This window comes from Pseudomonas sp. KH_017 (assembly GCF_057840285.1).
On the sequence record NZ_CM174509.1, the window covers coordinates 5,796,946 to 5,822,997 of the forward strand.

The 26,052-nt window shown below is 60.1% G+C and carries 22 protein-coding genes; 12 read left to right on the forward strand and 10 right to left on the reverse strand.

Annotated elements, in window-relative coordinates; all coding sequences use genetic code 11:
- The 5 genes from AC3IT6_RS26495 to AC3IT6_RS26515 all read right to left on the reverse strand — a co-directional run bounded on the left by AC3IT6_RS26495 (position 1) and on the right by AC3IT6_RS26515 (position 7,060).
- Positions 1–1,248, reverse strand: a complete 1,248-nt coding sequence (locus tag AC3IT6_RS26495) for an ABC transporter permease (protein WP_007980201.1) — start codon at positions 1,246–1,248, stop codon at positions 1–3.
- Positions 1,249–1,428: 180 nt separating this feature from the next.
- Positions 1,429–2,472, reverse strand: coding sequence for an ABC transporter substrate-binding protein (locus AC3IT6_RS26500; protein WP_150725209.1), 1,044 nt, complete (start codon positions 2,470–2,472; stop codon positions 1,429–1,431).
- 48 nt (positions 2,473–2,520) lie between these two features.
- Complete coding sequence (locus AC3IT6_RS26505; RefSeq protein WP_046039490.1) at positions 2,521–3,645, reverse strand: ABC transporter ATP-binding protein; 1,125 nt, start codon at positions 3,643–3,645, stop codon at positions 2,521–2,523.
- A 271-nt stretch (positions 3,646–3,916) separates the two neighbouring features.
- A complete protein-coding gene (locus AC3IT6_RS26510) occupies positions 3,917–4,570 on the reverse strand; it encodes a response regulator (protein WP_223445688.1) in 654 nt (217 codons plus the stop codon).
- Between the two features lie 93 nt (positions 4,571–4,663).
- On the reverse strand, positions 4,664–7,060 hold the full coding sequence (locus AC3IT6_RS26515; RefSeq protein ID WP_489353597.1) for a PAS domain-containing sensor histidine kinase: 2,397 nt from the start codon (positions 7,058–7,060) through the stop codon (positions 4,664–4,666).
- A gap of 73 nt (positions 7,061–7,133) precedes the next feature.
- On the opposite strand from AC3IT6_RS26515, the gene AC3IT6_RS26520 reads away from it, so the two are divergent.
- Positions 7,134–8,123: an alpha/beta hydrolase family protein gene (locus AC3IT6_RS26520; RefSeq protein WP_489353598.1), complete on the forward strand. Its 990-nt coding sequence runs from the start codon at positions 7,134–7,136 to the stop codon at positions 8,121–8,123.
- A 142-nt stretch (positions 8,124–8,265) separates the two neighbouring features.
- Here the strand turns inward: AC3IT6_RS26520 and AC3IT6_RS26525 are convergent, their stop codons facing one another.
- Genes AC3IT6_RS26525 through AC3IT6_RS26535 form a run of 3 tightly spaced genes read right to left on the reverse strand, consistent with a single transcriptional unit; the run spans position 8,266 to position 10,722 of the window.
- Entirely contained in the window at positions 8,266–9,033 is a 768-nt protein-coding gene (locus AC3IT6_RS26525; protein ID WP_150725206.1) for a TerB family tellurite resistance protein, read from the reverse strand.
- A 1-nt stretch (position 9,034) separates the two neighbouring features.
- A complete protein-coding gene (gene murU, locus AC3IT6_RS26530) occupies positions 9,035–9,706 on the reverse strand; it encodes an N-acetylmuramate alpha-1-phosphate uridylyltransferase MurU (RefSeq protein ID WP_489353599.1) in 672 nt (223 codons plus the stop codon).
- Positions 9,703–10,722 carry an aminoglycoside phosphotransferase family protein gene (locus AC3IT6_RS26535; protein WP_489353600.1) on the reverse strand — a complete coding sequence of 340 codons (1,020 nt, stop codon included), beginning with the start codon at positions 10,720–10,722 and terminating at the stop codon, positions 9,703–9,705. The genes murU and AC3IT6_RS26535 overlap by 4 nt, the downstream gene beginning before the upstream one ends.
- A 130-nt stretch (positions 10,723–10,852) precedes the next feature.
- Here AC3IT6_RS26535 and AC3IT6_RS26540 point away from each other — a divergent pair, with 130 nt between their 5' ends.
- The 11 genes from AC3IT6_RS26540 to AC3IT6_RS26590 all read left to right on the forward strand — a co-directional run bounded on the left by AC3IT6_RS26540 (position 10,853) and on the right by AC3IT6_RS26590 (position 25,049).
- A complete protein-coding gene (locus tag AC3IT6_RS26540; RefSeq protein WP_489353601.1) occupies positions 10,853–13,663 on the forward strand; it encodes an LPS-assembly protein LptD in 2,811 nt (936 codons plus the stop codon).
- On the forward strand, positions 13,644–14,960 hold the full coding sequence (gene surA / locus AC3IT6_RS26545) for a peptidylprolyl isomerase SurA (protein WP_489353602.1): 1,317 nt from the start codon (positions 13,644–13,646) through the stop codon (positions 14,958–14,960). Before AC3IT6_RS26540 ends, surA begins: the two co-directional genes overlap by 20 nt.
- A complete protein-coding gene (gene pdxA, locus AC3IT6_RS26550; RefSeq protein WP_150756416.1) occupies positions 14,957–15,946 on the forward strand; it encodes a 4-hydroxythreonine-4-phosphate dehydrogenase PdxA in 990 nt (329 codons plus the stop codon). The genes surA and pdxA overlap by 4 nt, the downstream gene beginning before the upstream one ends.
- The gene (rsmA, locus tag AC3IT6_RS26555) at positions 15,943–16,761 is read left to right on the forward strand and encodes a 16S rRNA (adenine(1518)-N(6)/adenine(1519)-N(6))-dimethyltransferase RsmA (RefSeq protein ID WP_489306469.1); all 819 of its coding nucleotides are present in this window, start codon (positions 15,943–15,945) and stop codon (positions 16,759–16,761) included. The genes pdxA and rsmA overlap by 4 nt, the downstream gene beginning before the upstream one ends.
- Before the next feature lie 115 nt (positions 16,762–16,876).
- Positions 16,877–17,257, forward strand: a complete 381-nt coding sequence (gene apaG, locus AC3IT6_RS26560) for a Co2+/Mg2+ efflux protein ApaG (RefSeq protein WP_223445650.1) — start codon at positions 16,877–16,879, stop codon at positions 17,255–17,257.
- On the forward strand, positions 17,257–18,138 hold the full coding sequence (locus tag AC3IT6_RS26565; RefSeq protein ID WP_489353603.1) for a symmetrical bis(5'-nucleosyl)-tetraphosphatase: 882 nt from the start codon (positions 17,257–17,259) through the stop codon (positions 18,136–18,138). Before apaG ends, AC3IT6_RS26565 begins: the two co-directional genes overlap by 1 nt.
- Positions 18,139–18,171: 33 nt before the next feature.
- Complete coding sequence (gene glpE / locus AC3IT6_RS26570; RefSeq protein ID WP_008051614.1) at positions 18,172–18,501, forward strand: thiosulfate sulfurtransferase GlpE; 330 nt, start codon at positions 18,172–18,174, stop codon at positions 18,499–18,501.
- Between the two features lie 297 nt (positions 18,502–18,798).
- Positions 18,799–20,721, forward strand: a complete 1,923-nt coding sequence (locus AC3IT6_RS26575; protein ID WP_007982655.1) for a PrkA family serine protein kinase — start codon at positions 18,799–18,801, stop codon at positions 20,719–20,721.
- Positions 20,722–20,925: 204 nt separating this feature from the next.
- Entirely contained in the window at positions 20,926–22,197 is a 1,272-nt protein-coding gene (locus AC3IT6_RS26580) for a YeaH/YhbH family protein (protein ID WP_007993202.1), read from the forward strand.
- Positions 22,194–23,756 (forward strand): SpoVR family protein, encoded by a 1,563-nt coding sequence (locus AC3IT6_RS26585; protein ID WP_223445646.1) that lies wholly within the window; start codon positions 22,194–22,196, stop codon positions 23,754–23,756. The genes AC3IT6_RS26580 and AC3IT6_RS26585 overlap by 4 nt, the downstream gene beginning before the upstream one ends.
- A gap of 63 nt (positions 23,757–23,819) precedes the next feature.
- Positions 23,820–25,049, forward strand: a complete 1,230-nt coding sequence (locus tag AC3IT6_RS26590) for a multifunctional CCA addition/repair protein (RefSeq protein ID WP_489353604.1) — start codon at positions 23,820–23,822, stop codon at positions 25,047–25,049.
- 82 nt (positions 25,050–25,131) lie between these two features.
- Here the strand turns inward: AC3IT6_RS26590 and folK are convergent, their stop codons facing one another.
- Positions 25,132–25,650 carry a 2-amino-4-hydroxy-6-hydroxymethyldihydropteridine diphosphokinase gene (folK, locus tag AC3IT6_RS26595; protein WP_489353605.1) on the reverse strand — a complete coding sequence of 173 codons (519 nt, stop codon included), beginning with the start codon at positions 25,648–25,650 and terminating at the stop codon, positions 25,132–25,134.
- Positions 25,641–25,997: a dihydroneopterin aldolase gene (folB, locus tag AC3IT6_RS26600; protein ID WP_008051601.1), complete on the reverse strand. Its 357-nt coding sequence runs from the start codon at positions 25,995–25,997 to the stop codon at positions 25,641–25,643. Before folB ends, folK begins: the two co-directional genes overlap by 10 nt.
- Positions 25,998–26,052: the final 55 nt, after the last annotated feature.

Below are 26,052 nucleotides of genomic sequence, written 5' to 3' on the forward strand. Positions count from 1 at the left end.
TTAGCTCAGGCGCAGGCGGCTCGCGCCCACCAGCCAGCTGTAAATCAGATAAAGCACGACCGTCGCGAGCAACAGCAGCCCACCGAGTGCGGTCGCCATGCCCCAGTTGATGCTGGTGTTGGTGTAGAAGGCGACAAAGTAGCTGACCATCTGATCGTTCGGGCTGCCCAGCAATGCCGGGGTGATGTAGTAGCCGATGGCGAGGATGAACACCAACAGGCAACCGGCACCGACACCGGCATAGGTCTGCGGGAAGTACACCCGCCAGAAGCTGGCGAACGGATGGCAACCGAGGGAAATCGCGGCACGCATGTAGGTCGGCGAGATGCCTTTCATCACGCTGTAGATCGGCAGGATCATGAACGGCAGCAGGATGTGCACCATGGAGATGTAGACACCGACGCGGTTGAACACCAACTCGATCGGCTTATCGATGATACCCATGGCCATCAGGCCGCTGTTGATCAGGCCACCCGATTGCAGCAACACGATCCACGCCGCGACCCGTACCAGGATCGACGTCCAGAACGGCAACAGCACCAGAATCATCAGCAGGTTGCTCTGCCGTGACGGCAGGTTCGCCAGCAGGTAAGCCAGGGGATACGCCAGCACCAGGCAGATCACAGTGATGATCAGGCCCATCCAGAAGGTGCGGGCGAAGATGTCGAGATAGATCGCCTGATCCGGTGTGGCCGGAGCGATTTCGCCAAGGTCGTCGATGCGGTGATCGACAGCCGCCAGCAAGTAATACGGGGTGATGCTGCTGGTGTTGCGGCGCACCGCTTGCCAGTAGGCCGGGTCGCCCCAGCGCTCATCGAGGCCCTCCAGCGCTTCTTTATAAGAGGCCGGCTCAGTGGCGAGCGGCAAGGCGCGGGCGGTTTTGGTCAGCAGGCTGCGGTAGCCAGCCAGTTCCATGTTCAGGCGTTTGGACAGATCACCCAGGGTCTGATTCTTGCGAGCCTCGGCGAGGTCTTCGGCCGCTGCTTTATAAACCGGTTCCGCGGGCAGGCCGCGGCCGTCCCAACTGGCAATGGCGGTCACGGTGCGCGGCATGCCGCCGACCACTTCCGGGTTGCCAACGCTTTTGTAGAGCAGCGCCACGATCGGCACCAGGAACACCAGCAACAGAAACAGCACCAGCGGCGCGATCAACGCCTGGGCCTTCCAGCGGTTGACCCGCTCGGCGTGCTTGAGCCGCTGCTTCAAGGTGGGGCTGGTGCCCTCGTTCAGGGGAACGGCGATAGCCATGACGTACTCCGGGAATCTTTGATCGTTACAGAGATGGAAATACCACCTCGATCGTTATTGTGGGAGCGGGCTTGCTTGCGAAGGCGTCAGCACATTCAGCATCGCTGTTGACTGACACTCCGTCTTCGCGAGCAAGCCCGCTCCCACAGGTGGGGCAAGCCCACCATCACAAGGTTCTGCTTACTTCGCAGCCCAGGAATTGAAGCGCTGTTCCAGTTGCTCGCCGTTGTCAGCCCAGAAGCTGACGTCGATCTGCACCTGGTTGGCGATGTTTTCCGGGGTGGTCGGCATGTCTTTCAGGACTTCCTTGGCCAGCAAGGGTACGGCCTGGGTGTTGGCCGGGCCGTAGGCGATGTTTTCCGAGTAGGTCTTCTGCTGCTGTGGCATTACCGAGTAAGCGATGAACTTCTTCGCCGCTTCAGCGCGCTTGGCATCCAGACCTTTTGGAATGGCCCATGCGTCGAAGTCGTAGATGCCGCCGTTCCACACGACTTTCAGGTTGCTTTCTTTCTGCACGGCAGCGATACGACCGTTGTAGGCCGAACTCATGACCACGTCACCGGAAGCGAGGTATTGCGGCGGTTGTGCGCCGGCTTCCCACCACTGGATGTTTGGCTTGAGCTCATCGAGCTTCTTGAACGCGCGGTCCTGACCGTCCTTGCCGGCCAGCACTTTGTAGACGTCCTTCGGCGCAACGCCGTCGGCCATCAGTGCGAACTCCAGGGTGTACTTGGCGCCTTTACGCAGGCCACGCTTGCCCGGGAACTGCTTGGTGTCCCAGAAATCCACCCAGCTGGTCGGTGCGGTTTTCAGCTTGTCGGCGTTGTAGGCCAGCACGGTCGACCACACGAAGAAACCCACGCCGCAAGGCTGGATGGCGCCCTTGACGTAGTCTTCGGTCTTGCCGAACAACTTCGGATCAAGCTGTTCGAACATGTCTTCGTCGCAACCACGGGACAGTTCCGGCGATTCAACCTCTACCAGATCCCAGGACACACTCTTGGTGTCGACCATGGCCTTGACCTTGGCCATTTCGCCGTTGTACTCACCGGCCACGATCTTGCCGTTGCCTGCCGCTTCCCACGGTGCGTAGAAGGCTTTGACTTGAGCCGCCTTGTTCGCGCCGCCAAAGGACACCACGGTCAGGTCCGGGCCGGCCGCCATTGCGTGTGCCGCGCCCATCATGCCCAGTGCCAAAGCGGTGAATTTCAGGGATCTCAACATTTATTGTTCTCTCCACGTGCAGGGTTGGTGTTGGTGTTGCCGGGGCGATCAATGCGCCTCTAAAAGAGGATCGAGTGCGCGAACGTGCTCGACCTGCCAGCCAAGCGGTACCACGTCGCCGACGGCGAGCGAGGGATCAAGCTCGGCAATCGGCTGTTTCACGAAGAAGTCGGTCTTGCCGCAGACTTCCATGCGAACCCGGACGTGGTCGCCCAGATAGATGAATTCTTCGACTCGCCCGGAGAAGCGGTTGACGCATTGGTCGCTGGAGCCATTGAGGCTCACTCGCTCCGGACGAATGGACAGGGTCACCGGCTCGCCGGTCTGGCCGACGTTGACCGCCAGGGCTTCCACCTTTTCGCCGCGTCCGAGCTCGACAATGCAACGGTCGCCGGTTTGGCTGTGCAGGCGGCCATTGAGGCGGTTGTTCTCGCCGATGAAGTTGGCGACGAAGGTGTTTTTCGGCTCTTCGTAGAGAGTGCGCGGCGGCGCGATCTGCTGGATTTCGCCCTGGTGGAACACTGCCACACGGTCGGACATGGTCAAGGCTTCGCCTTGATCGTGGGTCACGTAGACCACGGTGACGCCCAGGCGCTGGTGCAGGTGCTTGATCTCCATCTGCATGTGTTCACGCAGTTGTTTGTCGAGTGCGCCGAGGGGTTCGTCCATCAGCACCAGTTGCGGTTCGAACACCAGCGCGCGGGCCAAGGCCACACGCTGTTGCTGACCGCCGGAAAGCTGCGCCGGGTAGCGCTGGGCGAAGGCATCGAGCTGGACCATGCTCAGCACACGCTTGACCCGGGCACTGACGTCGCTCTTGTTCATGCCGCGCACGGTCAGCGGGAACGCCAGGTTCTCGGCCACCGTCATGTGCGGGAACAATGCGTAGTTCTGGAACACCATGCCAATGTCGCGCTTGTGCGGCGGCACGTTGTTGATGGCGCGCCCGGCCAACAGAATTTCGCCCGCGGTCGGCGTTTCGAAGCCGGCGAGCATCATCAGGCTGGTGGTCTTGCCGGAGCCGGACGGCCCGAGCAACGTCAGGAATTCGCCTTTGCGAATGTCCAGGTTGAGGTCCTTGACGATCAGGTTCTCGCCGTCGTAGCTCTTCTGCACTCCACGAAAGCTGACCAGAACATCATTGGCCCCTGCGCTTGAATCGACCTGGCTCATACCCACACCTTTGTTATTGATGACTGCTGTGGGACTAAGCCTAGTGGACGCTGGTGTCCACGCAAATCGGGGCGCAAGAGAGATTGGCCTCAGCCGGATGGAAGGCTGGGGGTAGGGATTGCCCTACAAGGATGGCGCGTTTTGGCAAACGCAGTGGCAAATGGTCAGCTATAGGCCACAAGTAACGGTAAAAGTGGCTCGTCAGGCGCGTCGCTATTGGATATGCGCACGATTCAACGACTGATGGAGAACCCTGTGGGAGCGGTGTGGTTTAGAGGAGCTTGTGTTCCATCGCGTACTTCACCAGTTCCGCCAGCGAGGTGATGTTGAGCTTCTGCATCAGCCGCGCCTTGTGGGTGCTGATGGTCTTGCTGCTCAGCGCCAGTTGCTGGGCGATGTCATTGACGTTGGCGCCCTGGGCCAGGCGTTCGAACACGGAAAATTCGCGCTCGGAGAGTAGCGAGTGCAATGGACGCGAGTCGGTAAGACCGACCTCGAAAACCATGCGGTCGGCCAGTTCCGGATCGATGTAACGCCCGCCTGACGCCACTTTGCGAATGGCCGTCAGCAACAGCGCCGGGTCGCTGTCCTTGGTCGCATAACCCGCAGCACCCACCTTCAACGCCCGGGCGGCCATCTGCGCTTCATCGTGCATCGACAACACCAGGATCGCCGGTGGATTGTTCAGCGCGCGAATCCGCGGAATCGCTTCCAGGCCGTTGACGCCCGGCATGGAGATGTCCAGCAACACCACTTCGCAGGGCACATGACGCAAGGTGTCGAGCAACTGCTCGCCATTGCTCGCCTCCCCCACCACCTGCAAGTCCTTGGCCAGGCCGATCAACTGCTTGATGCCTTCGCGAACAATGGTGTGGTCTTCGGCTACCAGTACTCGGATCACGTTCTTCTCCAGATTCAAGATCATTCGCGAGCAAGCCCGCTCCCACATTTGGAATGCGTTTCCCCCTGTGGGAGCGGGCTTGCTCGCGAAAGCGTCAGCACAGACACCAAAAATTCTTCAGGCTTCGCCCAAAGGCACTCGCACTTCTAACGTCGTACCCTCACCCGGCTCACTCTCAAGCGACAACTCACCGCCCATGATCAACACCCGCTCACGCATTCCGACGATCCCAAAGGACGTTGGCCTGCCAGGCGCGGCGACAAATCCTACGCCATCATCGCTGACCGTCAGACACAACTCGTCGCCTTCCAGCGCCAGTGTCAGTTCAACAGTATGCGCCTGGGCGTGCCGCATGACATTGGTCAGCGCCTCCTGAAGGATTCGAAACAGGCCGATTGCCTTCGCATCGCTGAGCACTGGCAAATTGTCCGGCACCTGCACCAGACACGGGATCTGCGTGCGCGCCTCGAATCGACGGGCCTGCCACTCTATGGCCGAGGCGATGCCAGCATCGAGAATCGGCGGTCGCAATGCCGTGGCCACATCACGGACCAACTGAAACAACTGAGCGATCAAGCGCTTCATGCTGTTCAAGCGCTCATTCAGACCAGGGTCGAGCTGGGCGTAGGCCAGTTCGCACATGGACGTTTCCAGCTTCAACACGGTGAGCATCTGACCCAACTCGTCGTGCACTTCCCGGGCGATGCGCGCCTTTTCTTCTTCGCGCACGCTTTCCAGGTGCGCGGACAACTCACGCAGCTGCTCCCGGGAGCTGGCCAGTTCAAGTTCGATGCGCTTGCTTTCGCTGATGTCCCAGACGATCCCGTCCCAGACATACGCGCCGTCTTCCAGCCGGCGGGTGATGGCCTTGATTTCCGCCCAGCGCTGCTCGCCCTGACGCGTGAGGATTCGCCCCTGCCACGACCAGTCGCTGTCGGTATCCAGCGCATGATCCTGGGTCTGGTGATAGCTGACCTTGTCATCTGGATGCACGAGGCTGCGCAGGCCTTTATCGCGATGCGCCAGCGTGGCCGGCGAGTAACCCACCAGGCTTTCGCTGCCTTCGCTGATGTAGGCAAAGTCGATCTGACCGGTCACCGGCGCCCGCTCCAGCCGGAACACCAGCCCCGGAACGTTGGCGGCGATGCCTTGCAGTCGCGCCTCGCTTTCCTGCAAGGCCGCCAGGGCGCGACGCCGCTCGGTGACATCGTTGAGGTAAACCACCAGGTATTCGCCATCGCGAAAGCGCAGAAAACTCAGCGAGACATCGGCCGGCAGGATGCTGCCATCGGCCCGCACGCAATTGGATTCGAAACTTTGCGGGCCATCTTCACTGGCCCGGGCGCGCTTCCACAGGTTCAGCCAACGGTCCATGTGCAGGCCAGGCTCGAAGTCGATCAGGGGGCGATCGATGATCCCGCCAGCCGGATAGCCCAGCATGCTTTCCGCCGCGCGGTTGGCGTAGCGCACATGGCTGTCCCAGTTGACCCAGAGGATGCCGACGGTGCTCTGGTCGATGGAAAACTGGGTGAGCCGCAAGGCCTCTTCGCTGGCGGCGCGCAAGGCGATGTCTTCCTGCGCGGCCAGCAGGCGCTGTTCCAGGTTGTGCTGCTGGCGACGCTGCCAGACCACGATGGCCATGCAACTCAACGCCAGCACGGCCAGCAACAGGCAGAGGTTCTGCCAAAACCCCGGAGACTCGGTGAGCCTCGGATACTTGGGCTGCAGCCATTGATTGTGCAGTTGCTCCAGGTCCTTGGCCGGGATCGCCCGCAATGCACTTTCGACGATGCCCGCCAGTTCCGGTTTGTCGCGGAGCGTGGCCACCCGCAGCAGCTGCGGCAGGCCGACATCCCCCACCACCACCAACCCGGCGAACTCCGTCTCGATCGACAAGCGTCCCAGCTGCGCCTCATCGATCACCGCATAAGTCGCCTGCTGGCCGACCAATAATTGCAATGCCTGGCGCTCCATCGGTACGCCTTGCAGATTCAGGTGCGGGTAGTTGCCGCGCAGGTAATCGGCGATGGCACTGGGCATGCGCACGGCGACGCGGGTCTGGCTGTCGAGTTTTTCCAGCTCGACCGCGCCGGCGCTTTTCTGATCGCTGACCACCAGTTGCGGCACCCGCATGTAGGGGTCGGAAAACTGCCAGAGGCGCAGCCCGCCAGGGGTCTGGGTCAGCCCCGGGGCGATGTCGATTTCGCCCTCGCGGGCCGCGGCTTCCAATTGCTCAAGGTCGGGAAAATTGCGCCAGCTCAGTTCGACATTGAGGTTTTTTGCCAGCCACTTCATCAACTCGACGTTCACCCCGGACAGGCGCTGCAAACGGCGATCGTATTGCGCATAGGGCGCCTGCAACACCACGCCGACCCGCAACTCGCCCTGCTGCGCCAGCCAGTGCTGCTGTTTCGGGGACAGTTGGGCAACGGGCGCCGGAGGCGCGGCGGCCGCCCAGCCCATCAAGGGAAACCACAAGCAGCCGATAACCCACAGGCAGCGAAAACGCATCATTGAACTCTCACACACTGACAAATACTGACCAACCCATTAGGCTGCCGGAACATCTTCTGGCCTGGAATATCCGATGCCCCCTGTCTACCGCCTGGCACTGCCAGCATTGTGCCTGTCGCTGATCCTGCCTTGCGCTTTTTCCGTCAAGGCGGCCGACCCGGCGCCCGCCGCGGAGGAAAAAACCGCCGAAGAAAAACCACTTGAACGTCAGCCGCTGCCTGAGCGTAGTCAGGAAGAAGCGACTGCACTTGAGCGAAAGATCCCGGCTCAGGAACAGCAACAACTGCAAGCAGGCACCGACACGTTTCTGGCCTTGTGGAAACCGGCCAATACCGCCGAACCCAAAGGCGCGGTAATTATCATCCCGGGCGCCGGCGAAACCGTTGACTGGCCGCAAGCGATCGGCCCTTTGCGGCGTAAATTGCCGGATGCCGAATGGAGCAGCCTGAGTATCACCTTGCCTGACCTGCAAAGCGATGCCATTGCGCCTCGAATCGTCGAAGCAGTGCCGGCTCCCAAGGCCGCCGAAACCGGCAGTAAAGACTCGACCACCGCGGCCCCCATCGAACAGGTGGCCGGTGGCGAGGCCGATGTGGCCGACAAGGCCATTGCCGAAACCACTGAGGAACAGTCCAAGGCAGATGCCGAGCGCATCTTCGCCCGGATCGACGCCGCGATCGCCTTCGCCGAACAGCAAAGCGCCCGCAGTATCGTGGTGTTGGGGCATGGTTCCGGCGCCTATTGGGCCGCGCGTTACCTGAGCGAGAAGCAGCCATCGCAGGTCGAAAAGCTGGTGATGGTTGCTGCCCAGGCACCTGTGGCGGCGAAACCGGAACTGGCTGAACTGACCCCAACCTTGAAGCTCCCGACTGTCGACATTTTCTATAACGACAGACTGCTGGATCGCAACGCAGCGCTGGCCCGCTTGCAGGCCAACAAACGCTTGAAGGCGTCGTCATTCAGCCAGGTGTCGCTCAAGGCGTTGCCAGACAACAAGGCCGAACAGGAGCAACTGTTCCGTCGGGTGCGGGGCTGGTTGAATCCGCAGAACCCGGCGGGCTGACAGACCGCGTCGCCCTCTTCGCGAGCAAGCCCGCTCCCACATTTGTCCTTGGGCGATCACAAATTTTGTGTTCACTCTGGAACTAATGTGGGAGCGGGCTTGCTCGCGAAGGGGGCATCACAGACGACATAACGCTGTTCGGCTAACGAAAATCCCGCCGCTCCCGAATCAGCGTATAGGCGTTATGCAGCTCACGCGTTCGCTCGGTGGCCTCACGAACCTGCGTCGCCGTCGCGCCACTGCCGGCAATCTTGTCCGGGTGATGACGACTGAGCAGGCGCCGATAAGCACGCTTGATCTGCGCCGGTTCAGTGGTGGCCGACACCCCCAAAAGCCTTAACGCATCCTGATAACTTGGCACACTGCTGCCCAATGGCCGCTTCTGCGGCTCATAGTCGTGGGCCAGCGCCTGCACCTGATGGGGCGTCCAGCCCAGCCACTTGCCCCATTGGCCGATCAATTGACGTTCACTGCTGCCTGCACGACCATCGGCCCACACCATTCGCCAGCAGGCGCGCAACACGCCTTCTGCCGCATGGGGCTGGGCACTCAGGCGACGCAGATATCCGTGTAGCCGGTCGCGGCCCGACTTGCCGCGATTGAACGCGGCAATCGCACGACACCGGGCCGATTCGGACATGTCCAGCGAGCGCATTTCCGCTCGGGCCTGTTCGATGTGCCCGGCCATCACCTGGCCGTCGCACTTGGCCAGGCGCCCCAACAGAACAAATAGCAATTCATCGTTACGCAGCACCGGGCGACCGCCCAGTTTTTCCCGCAAGTGCCCCCAGCTCTGCAGGTGCAAGCGCCGGTCCAGCGCCTGCCCCAACAACGCGCCGAGCATGGCCCCCGGAATGCTGGCTATGGCAAAGCCTGCTCCGGCTCCGATCAGAGTCCCTGGCCACAGCATGTCAGCGGCTCGCTTCTATCAATGTTTCAACTTCGGCCAGACGCTCGTGAGTGCCGACATCGACCCAGTGCCCCCTCAATTGCTCGCCGGTCACCTGCCCGTCAGCCATGGCCTTGCGCAACAGCGGCGCGAGCTTGAAGGCCCCCGCAGTGCAACCGTCGAACAGCTGCGGATGCAACACGGCGATGCCGCTGTAGGTCAGAGTGGCGGCCTCCGGCTGACCGTCGTGCACCTGAGTTCCGACCAGGCTGAAGTCCCCGGCCGGATGATGGGGCGGGTTGCCGGCCAGCACCAGGTGCGCCAGGCCGTTGATGGGCTGATGCAACACGCTGAAGTCGTAATCGGTCCAGATGTCGCCATTGACCACGACAAACGCTTCATCCCCCAGCAACGGCAACGCGCGGAAAATCCCGCCGCCGGTTTCCAGTGGCTCACCTTCCGCCGAGTACTGAATGCTCACGCCATAGCGCGAACCATCGCCCAGATAGTCTTCGATCTGCTGACCGAGCCAGGCGTGATTGATCACGATATCGGTGAACCCGGCGGCGGCCAGCGCTCGCAGGTGATACTCGATCAGCGGCACGCCGCCGGCACGAACCAGCGGTTTTGGCGTGGTCAGGGTCAGCGGGCGCATGCGCTCGCCTTTGCCCGCGGCCAGAATCATTGCCTTCATGCTTTCACTCCGGCACGCAGACTGGCCAGCAACACATCCAGCCCGGCCAGTTCAGGGCGGCGAGCGATCACCGCTTCTATGTACGCAAAGAAACGCGGCACGTCGCCCAGATAACGCGGCTTGCCGTCGCGGTGGCAGATACGCGCGAAAATGCCGATGACTTTCAGGTGACGTTGCACGCCCATCAAATCGCTGGCACGCAGGAAGTCCTCGAAGTCGGGCTGAACCGGAATGCCGAGGGCTCCCGCTTGCTGCCAGTAGCTTTCGAGCCAGCCGTGCACGCGTTCTTGCGGCCAGCTGAGAAATGCATCCTTGAACAGGCAGGTCACGTCGTAGGTCACCGGGCCATACACCGCATCCTGGAAATCCAGTACACCGGGATTGGGCTCGCTGAGCATCAGGTTGCGCGGCATGTAGTCGCGATGCACCAGGACTTTTGGCTGTGCCAGGGCGCTGTCGATCAACAGTTCGCTGACCTGCTGCCAGAGCACTTGCTGCGCCGCGTCGAATTCGATGCCCAATTCGCGCTTCACGTACCATTCGGGGAACAGTTCCAGCTCGCGACGCAGCAAGGCCACGTCATAGCTCGGCAGAGGCGCAACCATCGGCAACTGCTGGAAAGCCAACAATGCTTGCAGGGCATCCTTGAACAAATCGTCGGCATTTTCGTTGTCGATGACGTCCAGATAGGTCTTGCTGCCCAGGTCATTGAGCAAAAGAAAACCACGCTCGAGGTCTTCAGCATAAATTTTCGGCACATTTATTCCGGATTTCGCCAGCAAAAAGGCGATATCCACGAAGGGTTTGCAGTTTTCCTGGGGCGGCGGCGCGTCCATCACGATGAAACTTTTGTCACCGCCTTCCCAGCGGAAATACCGCCGGAAACTCGCGTCGCTGCTAGCCGCAGTCAACGTGGCCGGGGGTACGACGCCCCAGCCCTGCTCGGCAAAAAGGGTCGCCAATTGTTCATCGAGCCAAACTTTCAGGTGTTGCAAGCGTACATCTTGATCAGGCATTGCAAGGGTCTCCGACGGCGCTAGCCGTCAAGCGGGTCATGCTTTATTATCCAGCATCTTTTTCAGACCATCGAGAGGCGTGCGGCCCACACCGCGGGCAGATGGCACGCAGGAAGCCCGGACTAATAAGATGGCATTGAAATCCCCCGCGTTTGGTAAAAAATTTCCGTTGTTGGTTACCGGCAGTTTGCTGGCGCTGCAACCCCTTGCCACTTCCTACGTGGTCGCCGCGGAACAGTTTGACTGCTCAGTCTCTGCTTCGGGTTCCTGGGACTGTGCACCAAAGTCGCCGGCGGCTGCATTGCCACCGCGTCCCGTTCATGATGGCAGCGCAGTTTCCGCCACCGGCGAAGCCCCGGCCGAGAACGGTTCCAGCGAAGACACTGGCGCCAAGCCGGTGCTGGTCACCGAATCCAAAGGCCGTGGCCTGAAGTCGCGTAGCGCAGACTACAGTCACCTCGACTGGGTTCCCCGCGAGCAGCTCACCGCCGCACAATTGGCCGAAACCGGTCCTTATTGCTCTGGTTCCTATATCGAACCGATTCGTCCTGGCATGGATGACAAGACGAATAAAAGTGACGCTCCAACTTTTATCGGCGCAAAAGCCTCCCGCTATAAGCAGGATGAGCAAGTTGCGACCCTGGCCGGCGACGTTGTCATGCGTCAGGGCAGCATGCAGGTCGAAGCCGACGAAGCCAACCTGTACCAGGCCGAGAGCCGTGGCGAGCTGAACGGTAACGTGCGCATTCGCGACAACGGCGCACTGATCGTCGGCGACCACGCCGACGTGCAGCTCGACACCGGTGAAGCCAAGGTCGACAACGCCGAATACGTGATGCACAAATCGCGCATCCGCGGTAATGCGCTGTACGCCAAACGTGCCGAGAACGCGATCATCCGCCTCAAGGATGGTACGTACACCACGTGCGAACCGAACAGCAACGCCTGGCAGCTCAAAGGCAACAACATCACCCTGAACCCGGCCACCGGTTTCGGTACGGCGACCAACGTAACGCTGCGGGTCAAGGACATTCCGGTCCTGTACACGCCGTACATCTATTTCCCGATCGACGACCGTCGCCAGTCCGGCTTCCTGCCGCCGACCATCGGCACCGGCAGCGATACCGGCTTCATGCTGGTCACCCCGTACTACTTCAACCTGGCGCCGAACTACGATGCCACTTTGTACCCGCGCTACATGGAAAAGCACGGTTTGTTGATGGAAGGCGAGTTCCGCTACCTGACCAAGTCCAGCGAAGGCCAGTTCGGTGCGGCGTACCTCAACGACGAAAGCGACGAACGCGACAAGCAGACCGACGCCGAAACAACCCGCTACATGTACAACTGGCAGCACAAGGGTGGTCTCGACTCGCGAGTGCTCACGCAAGTCGACTACACCAAGATCAGCGATCCGTATTACTTCCAGGATCTGCAGACCGACCAGATTGGCGTGAAAAGCAGCGACTATGTGAACCAGCAGGGCTCTGTCACCTATCGCGGCGACAGCTATACCGCTCGCGTGAACGCCCAGGCATACCAACTGGCGACCGTGTCGAACATTACGCCGTACGACCGTCTGCCGCAGCTCACCCTCGACGGTATGCTGCCTTATCATCCGGAAGGCCTGGACTTCACGTACAACACCGAACTCGTACGGTTTGACCGGGATCTGCAGAGCGGGACATACTTTGACGAGGACGGCGTCGGCTCTCCCCGTATTGATAACAACATTCAAGGCCTGGCTCGCGCCAATGGCGACCGCTTGAATCTCGCACCCGCCATCAGTCTGCCGATGAACACGACGTACGGCTTCCTGACACCGAAGCTCAAGTACCAGTACACCCAGTACCAACTGGATCTGGACAGTACCGGCAAAAGTCAAATCGCGGCTCAAAATCAAGCCGCAGCTGCAGCCGGGACTGAAAATGTCAATGGTCAATTTGACAGCAACCAGAACCGCAGCGTGCCGATCGCCAGCATCGACAGCGGTCTGTACTTCGATCGAAATACCCAATGGTTTGGCAAGAACTACCGCCAGACCCTCGAGCCGCGCCTGTTCTACCTGTATGTGCCTGAGGTCGACCAGGAAGACATCCCGGTATTCGACACCAGCGAATACACCTTCAACTATGCGTCGCTGTTCCGTGACAACCGCTTCTCCGGCTCCGACCGTGTCGGCGATGAAAACAAATTGTCCCTGGGCGTGACCAACCGCTGGATCGAAGACGACGGCTTTGAGCGTCAACGCATCAGCGTAGGCCAGGCCCTGTACTTCAAGGACCGCGAGGTTCAGTTGCCAGGTATCGATGCAAAAACCCGCGCCGATGCCCAAGCCAACGTTTCGCCGTACGCACTGGAATACGAATATCGCTGGAACCGCGACTGGCGCACCACGGCCGATTACAACTGGGACCCGGACAGCCGCAGCCCTCGCTCGGGCAGCGCGATGTTCCACTACCAGCCTGAAGATAATCCGAACAAGGTTATCAACGCTGGATATCGCTATCGTAACGACCAGGTGATCTACAACCAGACCACCGGTCAATGGCAGTTCGGCGGTGACTACGGCACCCCTGGCACTCCTGGCTACGTGAAGGATTACTACAAGATCGAACAGCACGACTTCTCGGTAATCTGGCCGATCGTGCCGCAATGGAGCGCTATCAGCCGTTGGCAGTATGACTACAACCGCAACCGTACCCTGGAAGCCTTCGGTGGTTTCGAGTACGACAGCTGCTGCTGGAAACTGCGCCTGATCAACCGTTACTGGGTCTCCTATGACGAGTTCAGTCAGGAAGCACCGCAAAACGAAAAAGGCGACCATGGCGTCTTCCTCCAAATTGTTCTGAAGGGACTCGGCGGCCTCACCGGCTCCAAGGCAGAGAGCTTCCTCGACAAAGGCATTCAAGGTTATCGTGAACGTGAAGACCAAGCTTTCTGATTGTTTGCGCCCGCTGATTCTGGGCGCGCTGTTCCTGAGTACGGCGGCCAGTGCCGCCGTACAGTCCATCGATAAAGTGGTGGCCATCGTCGACAACGACGTGGTCATGCAGAGCCAACTGGACCAACGCGTTCATGAAGTTCAGCAAACCATTGCCAAGCGTGGCTCTGCCGTGCCGCCGGCCAGCGTGCTGGAGCAGCAGGTACTTGAGCGCCTGATCGTCGAAAACCTGCAATTGCAGATCGGCGAGCGCTCCGGCATCCGCATTACCGACGAAGAGTTGAACCAGGCTGTCGGCACCATTGCGCAGCGCAACAACATGTCGGTCGAGCAGTTCCGCGCCGCCCTGACTCGCGACGGTCTGTCCTACGACGACGCACGTGAGCAGATTCGCCGCGAAATGGTCATCAGCCGTGTGCGCCAGCGTCGGGTCGCCGAACGCATTCAAGTCTCCGAGCAGGAAGTGAAGAACTTCCTGGCATCCGACCTGGGCAAAATGCAGCTGTCCGAAGAGTTCCACCTGGCCAACATCCTGATTCCTACGCCGGAAAGCGCCAACTCCGACGCGATTCAGAATGCAGCCAAACAGGCCGATGCGATTTACCAGCAGCTCAAGCAAGGCGCTGACTTCGGTCAGTTGGCAATCGCCAAGTCCGCCAGCGAAACCGCACTGGAAGGTGGTGACATGGGCTGGCGTAAAGCCGCTCAACTGCCTCCGCCGTTCGATCGCCTGCTGAGCACCATGCCGGTGGGTGATGTCACCCAGCCAATGCGCACCCCGGGCGGCTTCATCATCCTGAAGGTCCTCGAAAAGCGCGGCGGTCAGACCCAGATGCGCGATGAAGTGCATGTGCGCCACATCCTGGTCAAACCGAGCCCGATCCGCGACGAAGCGAAAACCAAGGCCCTGGCTGACTCGCTCTACAGCCGTATCGAGGCTGGCGAAGATTTCGGCGAGCTGGCGAAAAGCTACTCGGAAGACCCGGGTTCCGCCCTCAACGGCGGCGACCTGAACTGGATCGACCCGAACGCCCTGGTGCCCGAGTTCCGCGAAGTGATGGCCAAGACCCCGCAAGGTCAGCTGTCCAAGCCGTTCCAGACTCAATACGGCTGGCATGTCCTGGAAGTCCTTGGCCGTCGCGCCACCGACAGCACCTCACAGGCTCGCGAGCAGCAAGCAATGACCGTTTTGCGTAACCGCAAATACGACGAAGAGCTGCAAACCTGGCTGCGTCAGATCCGTGACGAAGCGTACGTGGAAATCAAACTCCCTGGCGCCGACCAGGCAGCGCAGTGAAACCCCAACGTTTCGCGCTGACACCCGGTGAACCAGCCGGCATAGGTCCCGACCTGTGCCTGCTGCTCGCCTCGCAAGCCCAGCCCCACCCCCTGATTGCCATTACCAGCCGCGACCTGCTCATTGAGCGGGCCGCGCAACTGGGCGTGGCTGTCGACTTGCTGCCGGTCACACCGGACAACTGGCCGGATGCACCCGCGCCAGCCAACAGCCTGTATGTCTGGGATACACCGCTCAATGCCAAGGTCGTCGCCGGGCAACTGGACAAGGCCAATGCTGCCTTCGTTCTGGAAACCCTGACCCGCGCCGGCCAGGGCTGCCTGAGCGGAGATTTTGCCGGCATGATTACTGCGCCGGTGCACAAAGGTGTGATCAACGAATCCGGGATCGCCTTTTCCGGGCACACGGAATTTCTCGCCGACCTGACCCACACCGCGCAAGTGGTGATGATGCTGGCCACACGCGGCTTGCGCGTGGCCCTGGTGACCACTCACCTGCCCCTTCGCGAGATTGCCGATGCAATCACGCCGGAGCGTCTGGAACGCGTCACGCGAATCCTGCACGCCGACCTGCAAAACAAGTTCGGCATCGCCCAGCCACGCATCCTGGTCTGCGGGCTCAACCCCCACGCCGGCGAGGGCGGACACCTGGGCCATGAAGAAATCGATATCATCGAACCCACATTAGAGCGCCTGCGCGGCGAGGGCATGGACCTTCGTGGCCCCCTGCCCGCCGACACTCTGTTTACCCCCAAATATCTGGAGCACTGCGATGCGGTGCTGGCGATGTACCACGACCAGGGCCTGCCGGTGCTGAAGTACAAAGGCTTCGGCGCGGCAGTCAACGTGACCCTTGGCTTGCCGATCATCCGCACTTCGGTCGACCACGGCACCGCCCTGGACCTGGCCGGCAGCGGCAAGATCGACACCGGCAGCCTGCAAGTCGCCCTGGAAACCGCCTACCAGATGGCCGAGACCCGTTTATGACCGAGCACTACCAACACAAGGCGCGCAAACGCTTTGGCCAGAACTTCCTGCACGACGCCGGCGTTATCGACCGCATCCTGCGTTCCATTCATGCCAAGGCAGAAGATCGCCTGCTGGAAATCGGCCCGGGCCAGGGTGCACTGACCCAAGGCCTGCTCAGCAGCGGTGCGCAACTCGACGTGGTGGAGCTGGACAAGGATCTGATCCCGATCCTCAACCAGCAGTTTGCCGGCAAGAGCAACTTCAACCTGCATCAGGGCGATGCACTGAAGTTCGACTTCAACAGCCTGAATGCCGCACCAGGCAGCCTGCGAGTGGTCGGCAACCTGCCGTACAACATCTCCACGCCGCTGATTTTTCACCTGCTGCACAACTCGCACCTGATCCGCGACATGCACTTCATGCTGCAAAAGGAAGTGGTCGAGCGCCTGGCTGCCGGCCCGGGTGGTGGTGACTGGGGTCGCTTGTCGATCATGGTTCAGTACCACTGCCGGGTCGAGCACCTGTTCAACGTCGGCCCGGGCGCGTTCAACCCGCCGCCGAAAGTCGATTCGGCCATCGTGCGCCTGGTACCCCACGCGGTACTGCCGCACCCGGCCAAAGATCACCGCTTGCTGGAGCGCGTCGTGCGCGAAGCCTTCAACCAGCGCCGCAAAACCCTGCGCAATACCCTCAAGCTGCTGCTGAGCAACGCCGAAATCGAAGCCGCCGGCGTCGATGGCAGCCTGCGTCCCGAGCAACTCGACCTGGCTGCCTTCGTGCGCCTGGCCGACAAACTCAGCGAGCAAGCGCCACAAAAGCCTGCCGCTGACTGACAGGCGATGAGCGCTATCGGGTAGGACGCCACTCTGGTCTACTACCCGATACTTGGCCTAGACTGAACTCCATCAGCTACGCCCCGCGTCCCGCTTCGTTTTTAAGGCCCCTTGCATGTCCGATCCTCGTTATCAGATCGACGTCAGCGTCGTCACCCGCTATCTGGCAGAACAATCGCAACCCGAGCACGACCGCTTTGCCTTCGCCTACACCATCACCGTGCAAAACAACGGTGAAATGCCCGCCAAACTGCTTTCACGGCACTGGGTCATCACCGATGGTGACGGGCATGTCGAAGAAGTGCGCGGCGCAGGCGTGGTAGGCCAGCAGCCCTTGATCGACCCCGGCAAAAGCCACACCTACAGCAGCGGCACGGTCATGACCACCAAGGTCGGCACCATGCAAGGCACTTATCAAATGTTGTCCGACGACGGCAAACATTTCGATGCCATCATCGCGCCCTTCCGCCTGGCGGTGCCCGGAGCCCTGCACTGATGGCAACGTACGCTGTCGGTGACCTGCAAGGCTGTCTTCAAGCCCTGCAATGCCTGCTCAAACAAGTGACGTTCGACCCACAACGGGATCGTCTGTGGCTGGTGGGCGACCTGGTCAACCGCGGCCCGCAGTCGCTGGAAACCTTGCGTTTCCTCTACAGCATTCGCGAATCGCTGGTGTGCGTGCTCGGCAACCACGACCTGCACCTGCTGGCGGCCGGACGCAACATCGAACGCCTGAAGAAGGCCGACACCCTGCGCGAGATCATTGAAGCGCCCGATAGCGCCGAACTGCTGGAATGGCTGCGCCAGCAAAAGCTCATGCACTACGACGAACAGCGCAACCTTGCACTGGTCCATGCCGGCATTCCACCCCAGTGGTCGCTGCGCAAAGCCTTGAAATGTGCTGCCGAAGTCGAGACCGCCTTGCGTGACGACAACCTGTTGCCACCCTACCTCGATGGCATGTACGGCAACGATCCGGCGAAATGGGACAACGACCTCAAAGGCGTGACGCGCCTGCGAGTGATCACCAACTATTTCACGCGCATGCGCTTTTGCACCGCCGAAGGCAAACTCGACCTCAAGAGCAAGGAAGGCCTCGATACCGCACCACCTGGCTACAAGCCCTGGTTCCAGCACAAGGAACGCAAGACCAAGGACCTGAAAATCATCTTCGGTCACTGGGCAGCGCTGGAAGGCAACGTCGAAGAGCCAGGTATCTCGGCCCTCGACACTGGTTGCGTCTGGGGCGGCGCCCTGACCCTGATGAACGTCGACAGCTTTGAGCGCCTGTCCTGCAAATGCGACGAACACGGTCATGCCGTGCCGCCAGTCGCCTCATCCATTCCCCAAACATCGCCAGCCAGCGCCCCGCGCTAGACTGCCCATTCAGCCGAGCCACAGGAGCCCGCCATGAGCGAATTCAAACGTATCCCCCCGGAACAGGCCCAGGCCCTGCGCGAACAAGGCGCAGTGGTGGTCGACGTCCGCGACCCGGCCACTTTTGCCGCCCTGCACATCGCAGGCTCGAAGCATCTGGACAATCATTCCCTGCACGCTTTCATCCAGGGCGCCGACCTCGATGCACCGACCGTGGTGGTCTGCTATCACGGCAATTCCAGCCAGGGCGCGGCCGCCTACCTGATCAGCCAGGGCTTCTCCGACGTCTACAGCATGGATGGCGGATTCGAGCTGTGGCGTACGACATATCCTGCGGAAACGGCGCAAGGCACCACTGAATAATTTTTTTGTAACGTTGAAGGCCCCGGCTCCCGCGGGCTGGCGCGGTGGCAGACGAACGGTCTGCCACAACTAATTGCGTATCTCGCCTTTACCTGCCGAATTCCCAACTATCCTTAAGCGCAGGCCATCCAAAACAGGGGAGAGCCGGTACACCGGCGCACGGGTCATCGGGAGTAGCTTTCGGAGTAGTCAGCTCCGGGAGAGTTCTGGGGGGTAAACAGCAATCGCCTGTTCGGTTGCTGCCAGCATCGACTGAGTGATCCGGCGTCGGCTCCACGTATCGAGCGAGGTGACGTCATGAGTATCTTTAGCCACTTCCAACAACGCTTCGAGTCCACACGCCAGGAAGAACTCTCTCTGCAAGAGTATCTGGAACTGTGCAAAAAAGACCGTAGCGCCTACGCTTCCGCCGCCGAGCGTCTGCTGCTGGCCATCGGTGAACCGGAACTGCTCGACACCTCGACCAACTCGAGACTGTCGCGCATCTTCTCCAACAAGGTCATCCGCCGCTATCCGGCCTTTGAAGACTTCCACGGGATGGAAGAATGCATCGACCAGATCGTGTCGTATTTCCGCCATGCCGCTCAGGGCCTGGAAGAGAAGAAACAGATCCTTTACCTGCTCGGCCCTGTCGGTGGTGGTAAATCGTCCCTGGCCGAGAAGCTCAAGCAACTGATGGAAAAAGTGCCCTTCTATGCCATCAAGGGTTCGCCGGTTTTCGAGTCGCCCCTGGGTCTGTTCAACTCCACTGAAGATGGAGCGATCCTCGAGGAAGACTTCGGCATTCCACGGCGCTACCTCAACACTATCATGTCGCCATGGGCGACCAAGCGCCTGGCCGAATTCGGTGGCGACATCAGTCAGTTCCGCGTGGTGAAACTCTATCCGTCGATCCTCAACCAGATCGCCGTGGCCAAGACCGAACCTGGCGACGAAAACAACCAGGACATCTCGGCGCTGGTGGGTAAGGTCGATATCCGCAAGCTGGAAGAATTCCCACAGAACGACGCTGATGCATACAGCTACTCGGGCGCCCTGTGCCGGTCCAACCAGGGCCTGATGGAATTCGTCGAAATGTTCAAGGCACCGATCAAGGTGCTGCACCCACTGCTGACCGCCACCCAGGAAGGCAACTACAACAGTACCGAAGGCCTCGGCGCGATTCCGTTCACCGGGATCCTGCTGGCGCACTCCAACGAATCGGAGTGGCACACCTTCCGCAACAACAAGAACAACGAAGCCTTCATCGACCGGATCTACATCGTCAAAGTGCCGTACTGCCTGCGGGTCAGTGACGAAGTGAAGATCTACGACAAGCTGCTGTTCAACAGTTCGCTGGCCAAGGCGCATTGCGCGCCGGATACCCTGAAGATGCTGGCCCAGTTCACCGTGCTCTCGCGCCTCAAGGAGCCGGAAAACTCCAACATCTACTCGAAGATGCGCGTGTACGACGGCGAAAATCTCAAGGACACTGATCCGAAAGCCAAGTCGATCCAGGAATACCGCGACAATGCGGGCGTCGACGAAGGCATGAACGGACTCTCGACCCGCTTCGCGTTCAAGATCCTGTCGAAGGTGTTCAACTTCGATCCGCACGAAATCGCCGCCAACCCGGTGCACTTGCTCTACGTGCTGGAACAACAGATCGAACAGGAACAGTTCCAGGCCGAGACTCGCGAACGCTATCTGCGCTTCCTCAAGGAGTACCTGGCACCGCGCTACATCGAATTCATCGGCAAGGAGATCCAGACCGCCTACCTCGAGTCCTACAGCGAGTACGGCCAGAACATCTTCGATCGTTATGTGCTGTACGCCGACTTCTGGATCCAGGATCAGGAATACCGCGACCCGGAAACCGGCGAGATCCTCAACCGCGTAGCATTGAACGAAGAACTGGAGAAAATCGAAAAACCGGCCGGCATCAGCAATCCGAAGGATTTCCGCAACGAAATCGTCAACTTCGTACTGCGTGCCCGGGCCAACAACAACGGCAAGAACCCGACCTGGCTCAGCTACGAAAAACTGCGGGTGGTCATCGAGAAGAAAATGTTCTCCAACACCGAGGACCTACTGCCAGTCATCAGCTTCAATGCCAAGGCCAGCAAAGAGGACCAGCAGAAACACAACGACTTCGTCACACGGATGGTCGAGCGGGGCTACACCGACAAACAGGTACGACTGCTGTCCGAGTGGTACCTGCGGGTCAGAAAATCACAATAACCCGCTGCCGGTCAGACCGGTTGTCGTCAGCCAGAGGCCTGTGTATGCATTTTCTGTTACACAGGCCTCTGGAAGGTGTTCGAAAGTCGGTAGCGAGTTCAGGCAGCATTCAAAGCGCTTGGGGGAGCGTTCAATATCCCCCGGCTCTCGGTTCGATGCTGTATCACCGCTCGCCCCTTTCAGGACAGCTTCTAAGGAGCAGTCATGAGCTATGTGATCGACCGACGTCTCAATGGCAAGAACAAGAGCACGGTGAACCGCCAGCGGTTTCTGCGGCGCTACCGTGATCACATCAAAAAGGCTGTCGAAGAGGCGGTCAGCCGGCGCTCCATTACCGATATGGAACACGGCGAACAAATCAGCATTCCCGGCCGCGACATCGACGAGCCGGTGCTTCATCACGGTCGCGGTGGCAAGCAGACGGTCGTGCACCCGGGCAACAAGGAATTCACCAGCGGCGAACATATCGCCCGTCCACCGGGAGGTGGTGGCGGCCGAGGCCCCGGCAAGGCTGGCAATTCCGGCGAAGGGATGGACGAATTCGTCTTCCAGATCACCCAGGAAGAATTTCTCGAATTCATGTTCGAGGACCTCGAACTGCCCAACCTGGTCAAGCGCAACCTGACCGGCACCGACACCTTCAAGACCGTGCGCGCCGGGATCAGCAACGAGGGCAACCCGTCGCGGATCAACATCATCCGCACCCTGCGTTCAGCCCACGCCCGGCGAATCGCCCTGTCCGGCAGCAGCCGGGCAAAACTGCGCGAAGCAAAAGAGGAACTTCTGCGACTCAAGCAGGAAGAACCGGACAACTTCGGCGATATTCAGGAAATCGAAGCAGAAATCGAAAAACTCAGCGCGCGTATTCACCGCATACCGTTTCTCGACACATTCGACCTCAAGTACAACCTGCTCATCAAGCAACCCAACCCCAGTTCCAAGGCCGTGATGTTCTGCCTGATGGACGTGTCCGGCTCGATGACCCAGGCGACCAAGGACATCGCCAAGCGCTTCTTTATCCTGCTGTACCTGTTTCTCAAGCGTAACTACGAAAAGATCGACGTCGTGTTCATCCGCCATCACACCAGCGCCCGCGAAGTGGATGAAGAGGAGTTTTTCTACTCCCGGGAAACCGGCGGCACCATCGTCTCCAGCGCCCTGAAACTGATGCAGGAGATCATGGCCGAGCGTTATCCGAGCAACGAGTGGAACATCTACGCCGCCCAGGCCTCCGACGGTGACAACTGGAACGACGACTCTCCGATCTGCCGCGACATCCTGATCAACCAGATCATGCCATTCGTGCAGTACTACACTTACGTTGAGATCACCCCGCGCGAACACCAGGCCCTGTGGTTCGAGTACGAGCGCATCGCCGAAGCCTTTTCCGACACTTTTGCCCAGCAACAACTGGTCTCGGCCGGGGATATCTATCCGGTCTTCCGTGAACTCTTCCAGCGCAGGTTAGTGACATGACCGCCAAAGAGCAGAAACGCCAACCCATTTCCACCGGCTCCGAATGGACGTTCGAGCTGATCCAGGCCTACGACCGCGAAATCAGTCGTATTGCGGCCGGCTACGCACTCGATACGTACCCCAACCAGATCGAAGTGATCACCGCCGAACAGATGATGGACGCCTACGCCTCGGTCGGTATGCCGCTGGGTTATCACCACTGGTCCTACGGCAAGCACTTCCTCAGCACCGAAAAGTCCTACACCCGCGGCCAGATGGGGCTGGCGTACGAGATCGTGATCAACTCCGACCCATGCATCGCCTACCTGATGGAAGAAAACACCATCTGCATGCAGGCGCTGGTGGTGGCCCATGCCTGCTACGGGCACAACAGCTTTTTCAAAGGCAACTACCTGTTCCGCACCTGGACTGACGCCAGTTCGATCATCGACTACCTGGTGTTTGCCAAGCAGTACATCATGCAGTGCGAAGAGCGCCACGGTATCGACGCGGTCGAGGACCTGCTCGACTCCTGCCATGCGCTGATGAACTATGGTGTCGACCGCTACAAACGCCCCTATCCGATCTCCGCGGAAGAAGAACGTCGCCGGCAAAAGGACCGGGAAGAACATCTACAGAAACAGATCAACGATCTGTGGCGCACCATTCCCAAGGGCGCGGACAAGTACAGCGACAAGGACAACGCACGCTTCCCCGCCGAACCTCAGGAAAACATCCTGTACTTCATCGAAAAACACGCGCCGCTGCTGGAGCCATGGCAGCGGGAAATCGTGCGCATCGTGCGCAAGATCGCCCAGTATTTTTATCCACAGCGCCAGACCCAGGTGATGAACGAGGGCTGGGCCACGTTCTGGCACTACACCTTGATGAACGACCTGTACGACGAAGGCCTGGTCACCGACGGCTTCATGATGGAGTTCCTGACATCCCACACCAGCGTGGTCTTTCAGCCGGGCTTCGACAGCCCTTACTACAGCGGAATCAACCCCTACACTCTCGGGTTTGCCATGTACCGGGACATCCGGCGCATGTGCGAAGAACCCACCGAGGAAGATCGCCGCTGGTTCCCGGAAATTGCCGGCACCGACTGGCTGGCAGCCATCAAGTTCGCCATGAGCAGCTTCAAGGATGAGAGCTTCATCCTGCAGTACCTGTCGCCCAAGGTGATCCGCGACCTGAAGCTGTTCAGCATTCTCGATGACGACCAGAAGGACGACCTGCTGGTGCCCGCCATCCACGACGAAGGAGGCTACCGCATCATCCGTGAAACCCTCGCGGCACAGTACAACCTGGGAAATCGCGAGCCCAACGTGCAGATCTACAGCATCGACCGGCGTGGTGACCGCTCCCTGACCCTGCGTCACCAGCAACACGACCGCAAACCGCTGGGAGAGTCCACCGAGGAAGTGCTCAAGCACTTGCACCGCCTCTGGGGTTTCGACATTCACCTGGAAACCCTGCAGGGCGATCAGGTCATGAAAACCCATCATGTGCCGCCCAGAAGCGAGCACAGCGAAGGCGATTACGGCCGCCTGGACCTGGCCGTCATCCATCTTTGATCCGGTTTGTGCCTCCGAAAGCTCGATGCAACGGTTATCCTGTCGAGCTAACGGAGGTTTTTTATGCGTATTTATAAAGTCGGTGGTGCGGTACGTGATCGCCTGCTGGGCAAACCGGTTACCGATATCGACTGGGTCGTGGTCGGCGCGACGACCGAAGAGATGCTCGCCAAGGGCTTTCGCCCGGTGGGCGCGGATTTCCCGGTATTCCTTCATCCCAAAAGCGGTGAGGAGTACGCCCTCGCCCGCACCGAGCGCAAAAGCGGGCGCGGTTACGGCGGGTTCACTTTTCACGCCAGCCCTGAAGTCACCCTCGAAGAAGACCTGATCCGTCGCGACCTGACCATCAATGCCATGGCCGAAGACGATCAGCAGAACCTGACCGACCCGTACCACGGCCAGCGCGACCTCGAAGCACGCCTGCTTCGTCACGTTTCCCCGGCATTTGCCGAAGATCCGCTCCGGGTCCTGCGTGTTGCCCGCTTCGCGGCGCGCTACGCGACGCTGGGTTTTACCGTCGCCACGGAAACCCTGGAACTGATGCGCCAACTCAGCGAGTCAGGCGAGCTTGAAGCACTGACCCCGGAGCGCAGCTGGAAGGAAATTTCCCGCGCCCTGATGGAAGATCAGCCACAGGTGTTTGTTGAGGTTTTACGCGCATGCGACGCACTCAAGGTCCTGATGCCCGAGGTCGACGCGCTGTTTGGCATACCGCAACCACCCGCCCATCACCCGGAAATCGATACAGGCGCACATACCCTGAGCGTGTTGCAGCAAGCGGCGCTGCACAAACAGCCGTTGACCGTGCGCTGGGCGTGCCTGCTGCACGACCTGGGCAAGGGCCTGACGCCAGAGGAGGAATGGCCGCGACACATTGCCCACGAGCTCAAGGGGCTGAAGCTGATCAAAGCGGTCAATGAACGCTTCAAGGTACCGAGGGACTGCCAGGAACTGGCTCTGCTGGTGGGCGAATATCACACCCACGGACATCGCGCCCTTGAGCTGAAGCCATCGACACTGCTCGAATTGCTGCAAAGCTTCGACATTTACCGTCGGCCACAGCGGTTCGAGGAGTTCATCGCGGCATGCGAGATGGATGCGCGTGGGCGCAAAGGGCTGGAGGAAAGAAGTTATCCACAGGCGGATTATTTACGTGGCGCGGCAACTGCGGCTCGCAGCGTGGCGGTTCAGCCTTTGTTGGAGAAAGGCTTCAAGGGGCCGGAGCTGGGGGAGGAGATCAAGCGTGAGCGGCTCAAGGCGCTGAAGGCTTACAAAGAGGCGGCGCCTGTCTGAAAAGCATCGCGAGCAAGCCCGCTCCCACAGGAATTGCATCTTACCTGTGGGAGCGGGCTTGCTCGCGAAGGCGTCAGTCCGATCACATCAAATCTGAAGGTGTCAGCTGCTCACCACGCCATTCGAAAGCCACCGGCGCCAACACCTGATCGATCTGCGCTTCACCCCACAGGGTCGCAAAGCTCTTGCCTACACCCAGATGCACCCGATCAGGCGCAATCAACGACAACGGCCACAAAACGAACGCATTTTTCAGAATTTCTGCCCGCGGCAAGATCAAGCCATCGAAGTTGCCCACCAGGTCACCGAACAACAACACGTCGATATCCAGCGGTAAACCTCGGCGATCCGGTGCGTAACGACCGTTATCCGCCTCGATGAACTTAAGTCGACGATCAAGTTCCATCAGCGGCAGGTCGGTATACGCCGACACCACGAAATTGAAGAACGGTCCGCTCTTGATGCCCACCGGCTGGCTTTCGAACACCGCCGAACAGCGGATATCCACAAGGAACGCCGCCAATGCATCGAGCCCCGCCCGCAAATGGGCTTCGCGCTCGATATTGCTACCGAGCCCGAGGTACACCTGAGTCAGCGACATCCGCGCTCGATCTCCACGCCCACACCGCCGGTGGCAGCCGGGACAGCACCGGGCTTGGTCAGCTTCAGGCGCATCCAGGTGATCTTGAATTCGCTCATCAGCACTTCAACCAGGCGCTCGGCAAAGGTTTCCACCAGCTGGAATTGCGCCTGCTCGGCAAATGCCTGGATGCGCGAGGAAACACTGGCGTAGTCGAGCGCCAGGGTCAGGTCATCACCGGCTGCGGCCGGGCGATTATCCCAGGCGAAGCTCAGATCAAGACGCAAGCACTGTCGGATGCCTCGTTCCCAGTCGTAGGCACCAATCACCGTGTCGACTTCCAGGCCCTCGATAAACACTCTGTCCAAGCACTTCTCTCCGCTACACGACAAGGGCGCAATGCGCCGTTAGAATCAGGGCTTC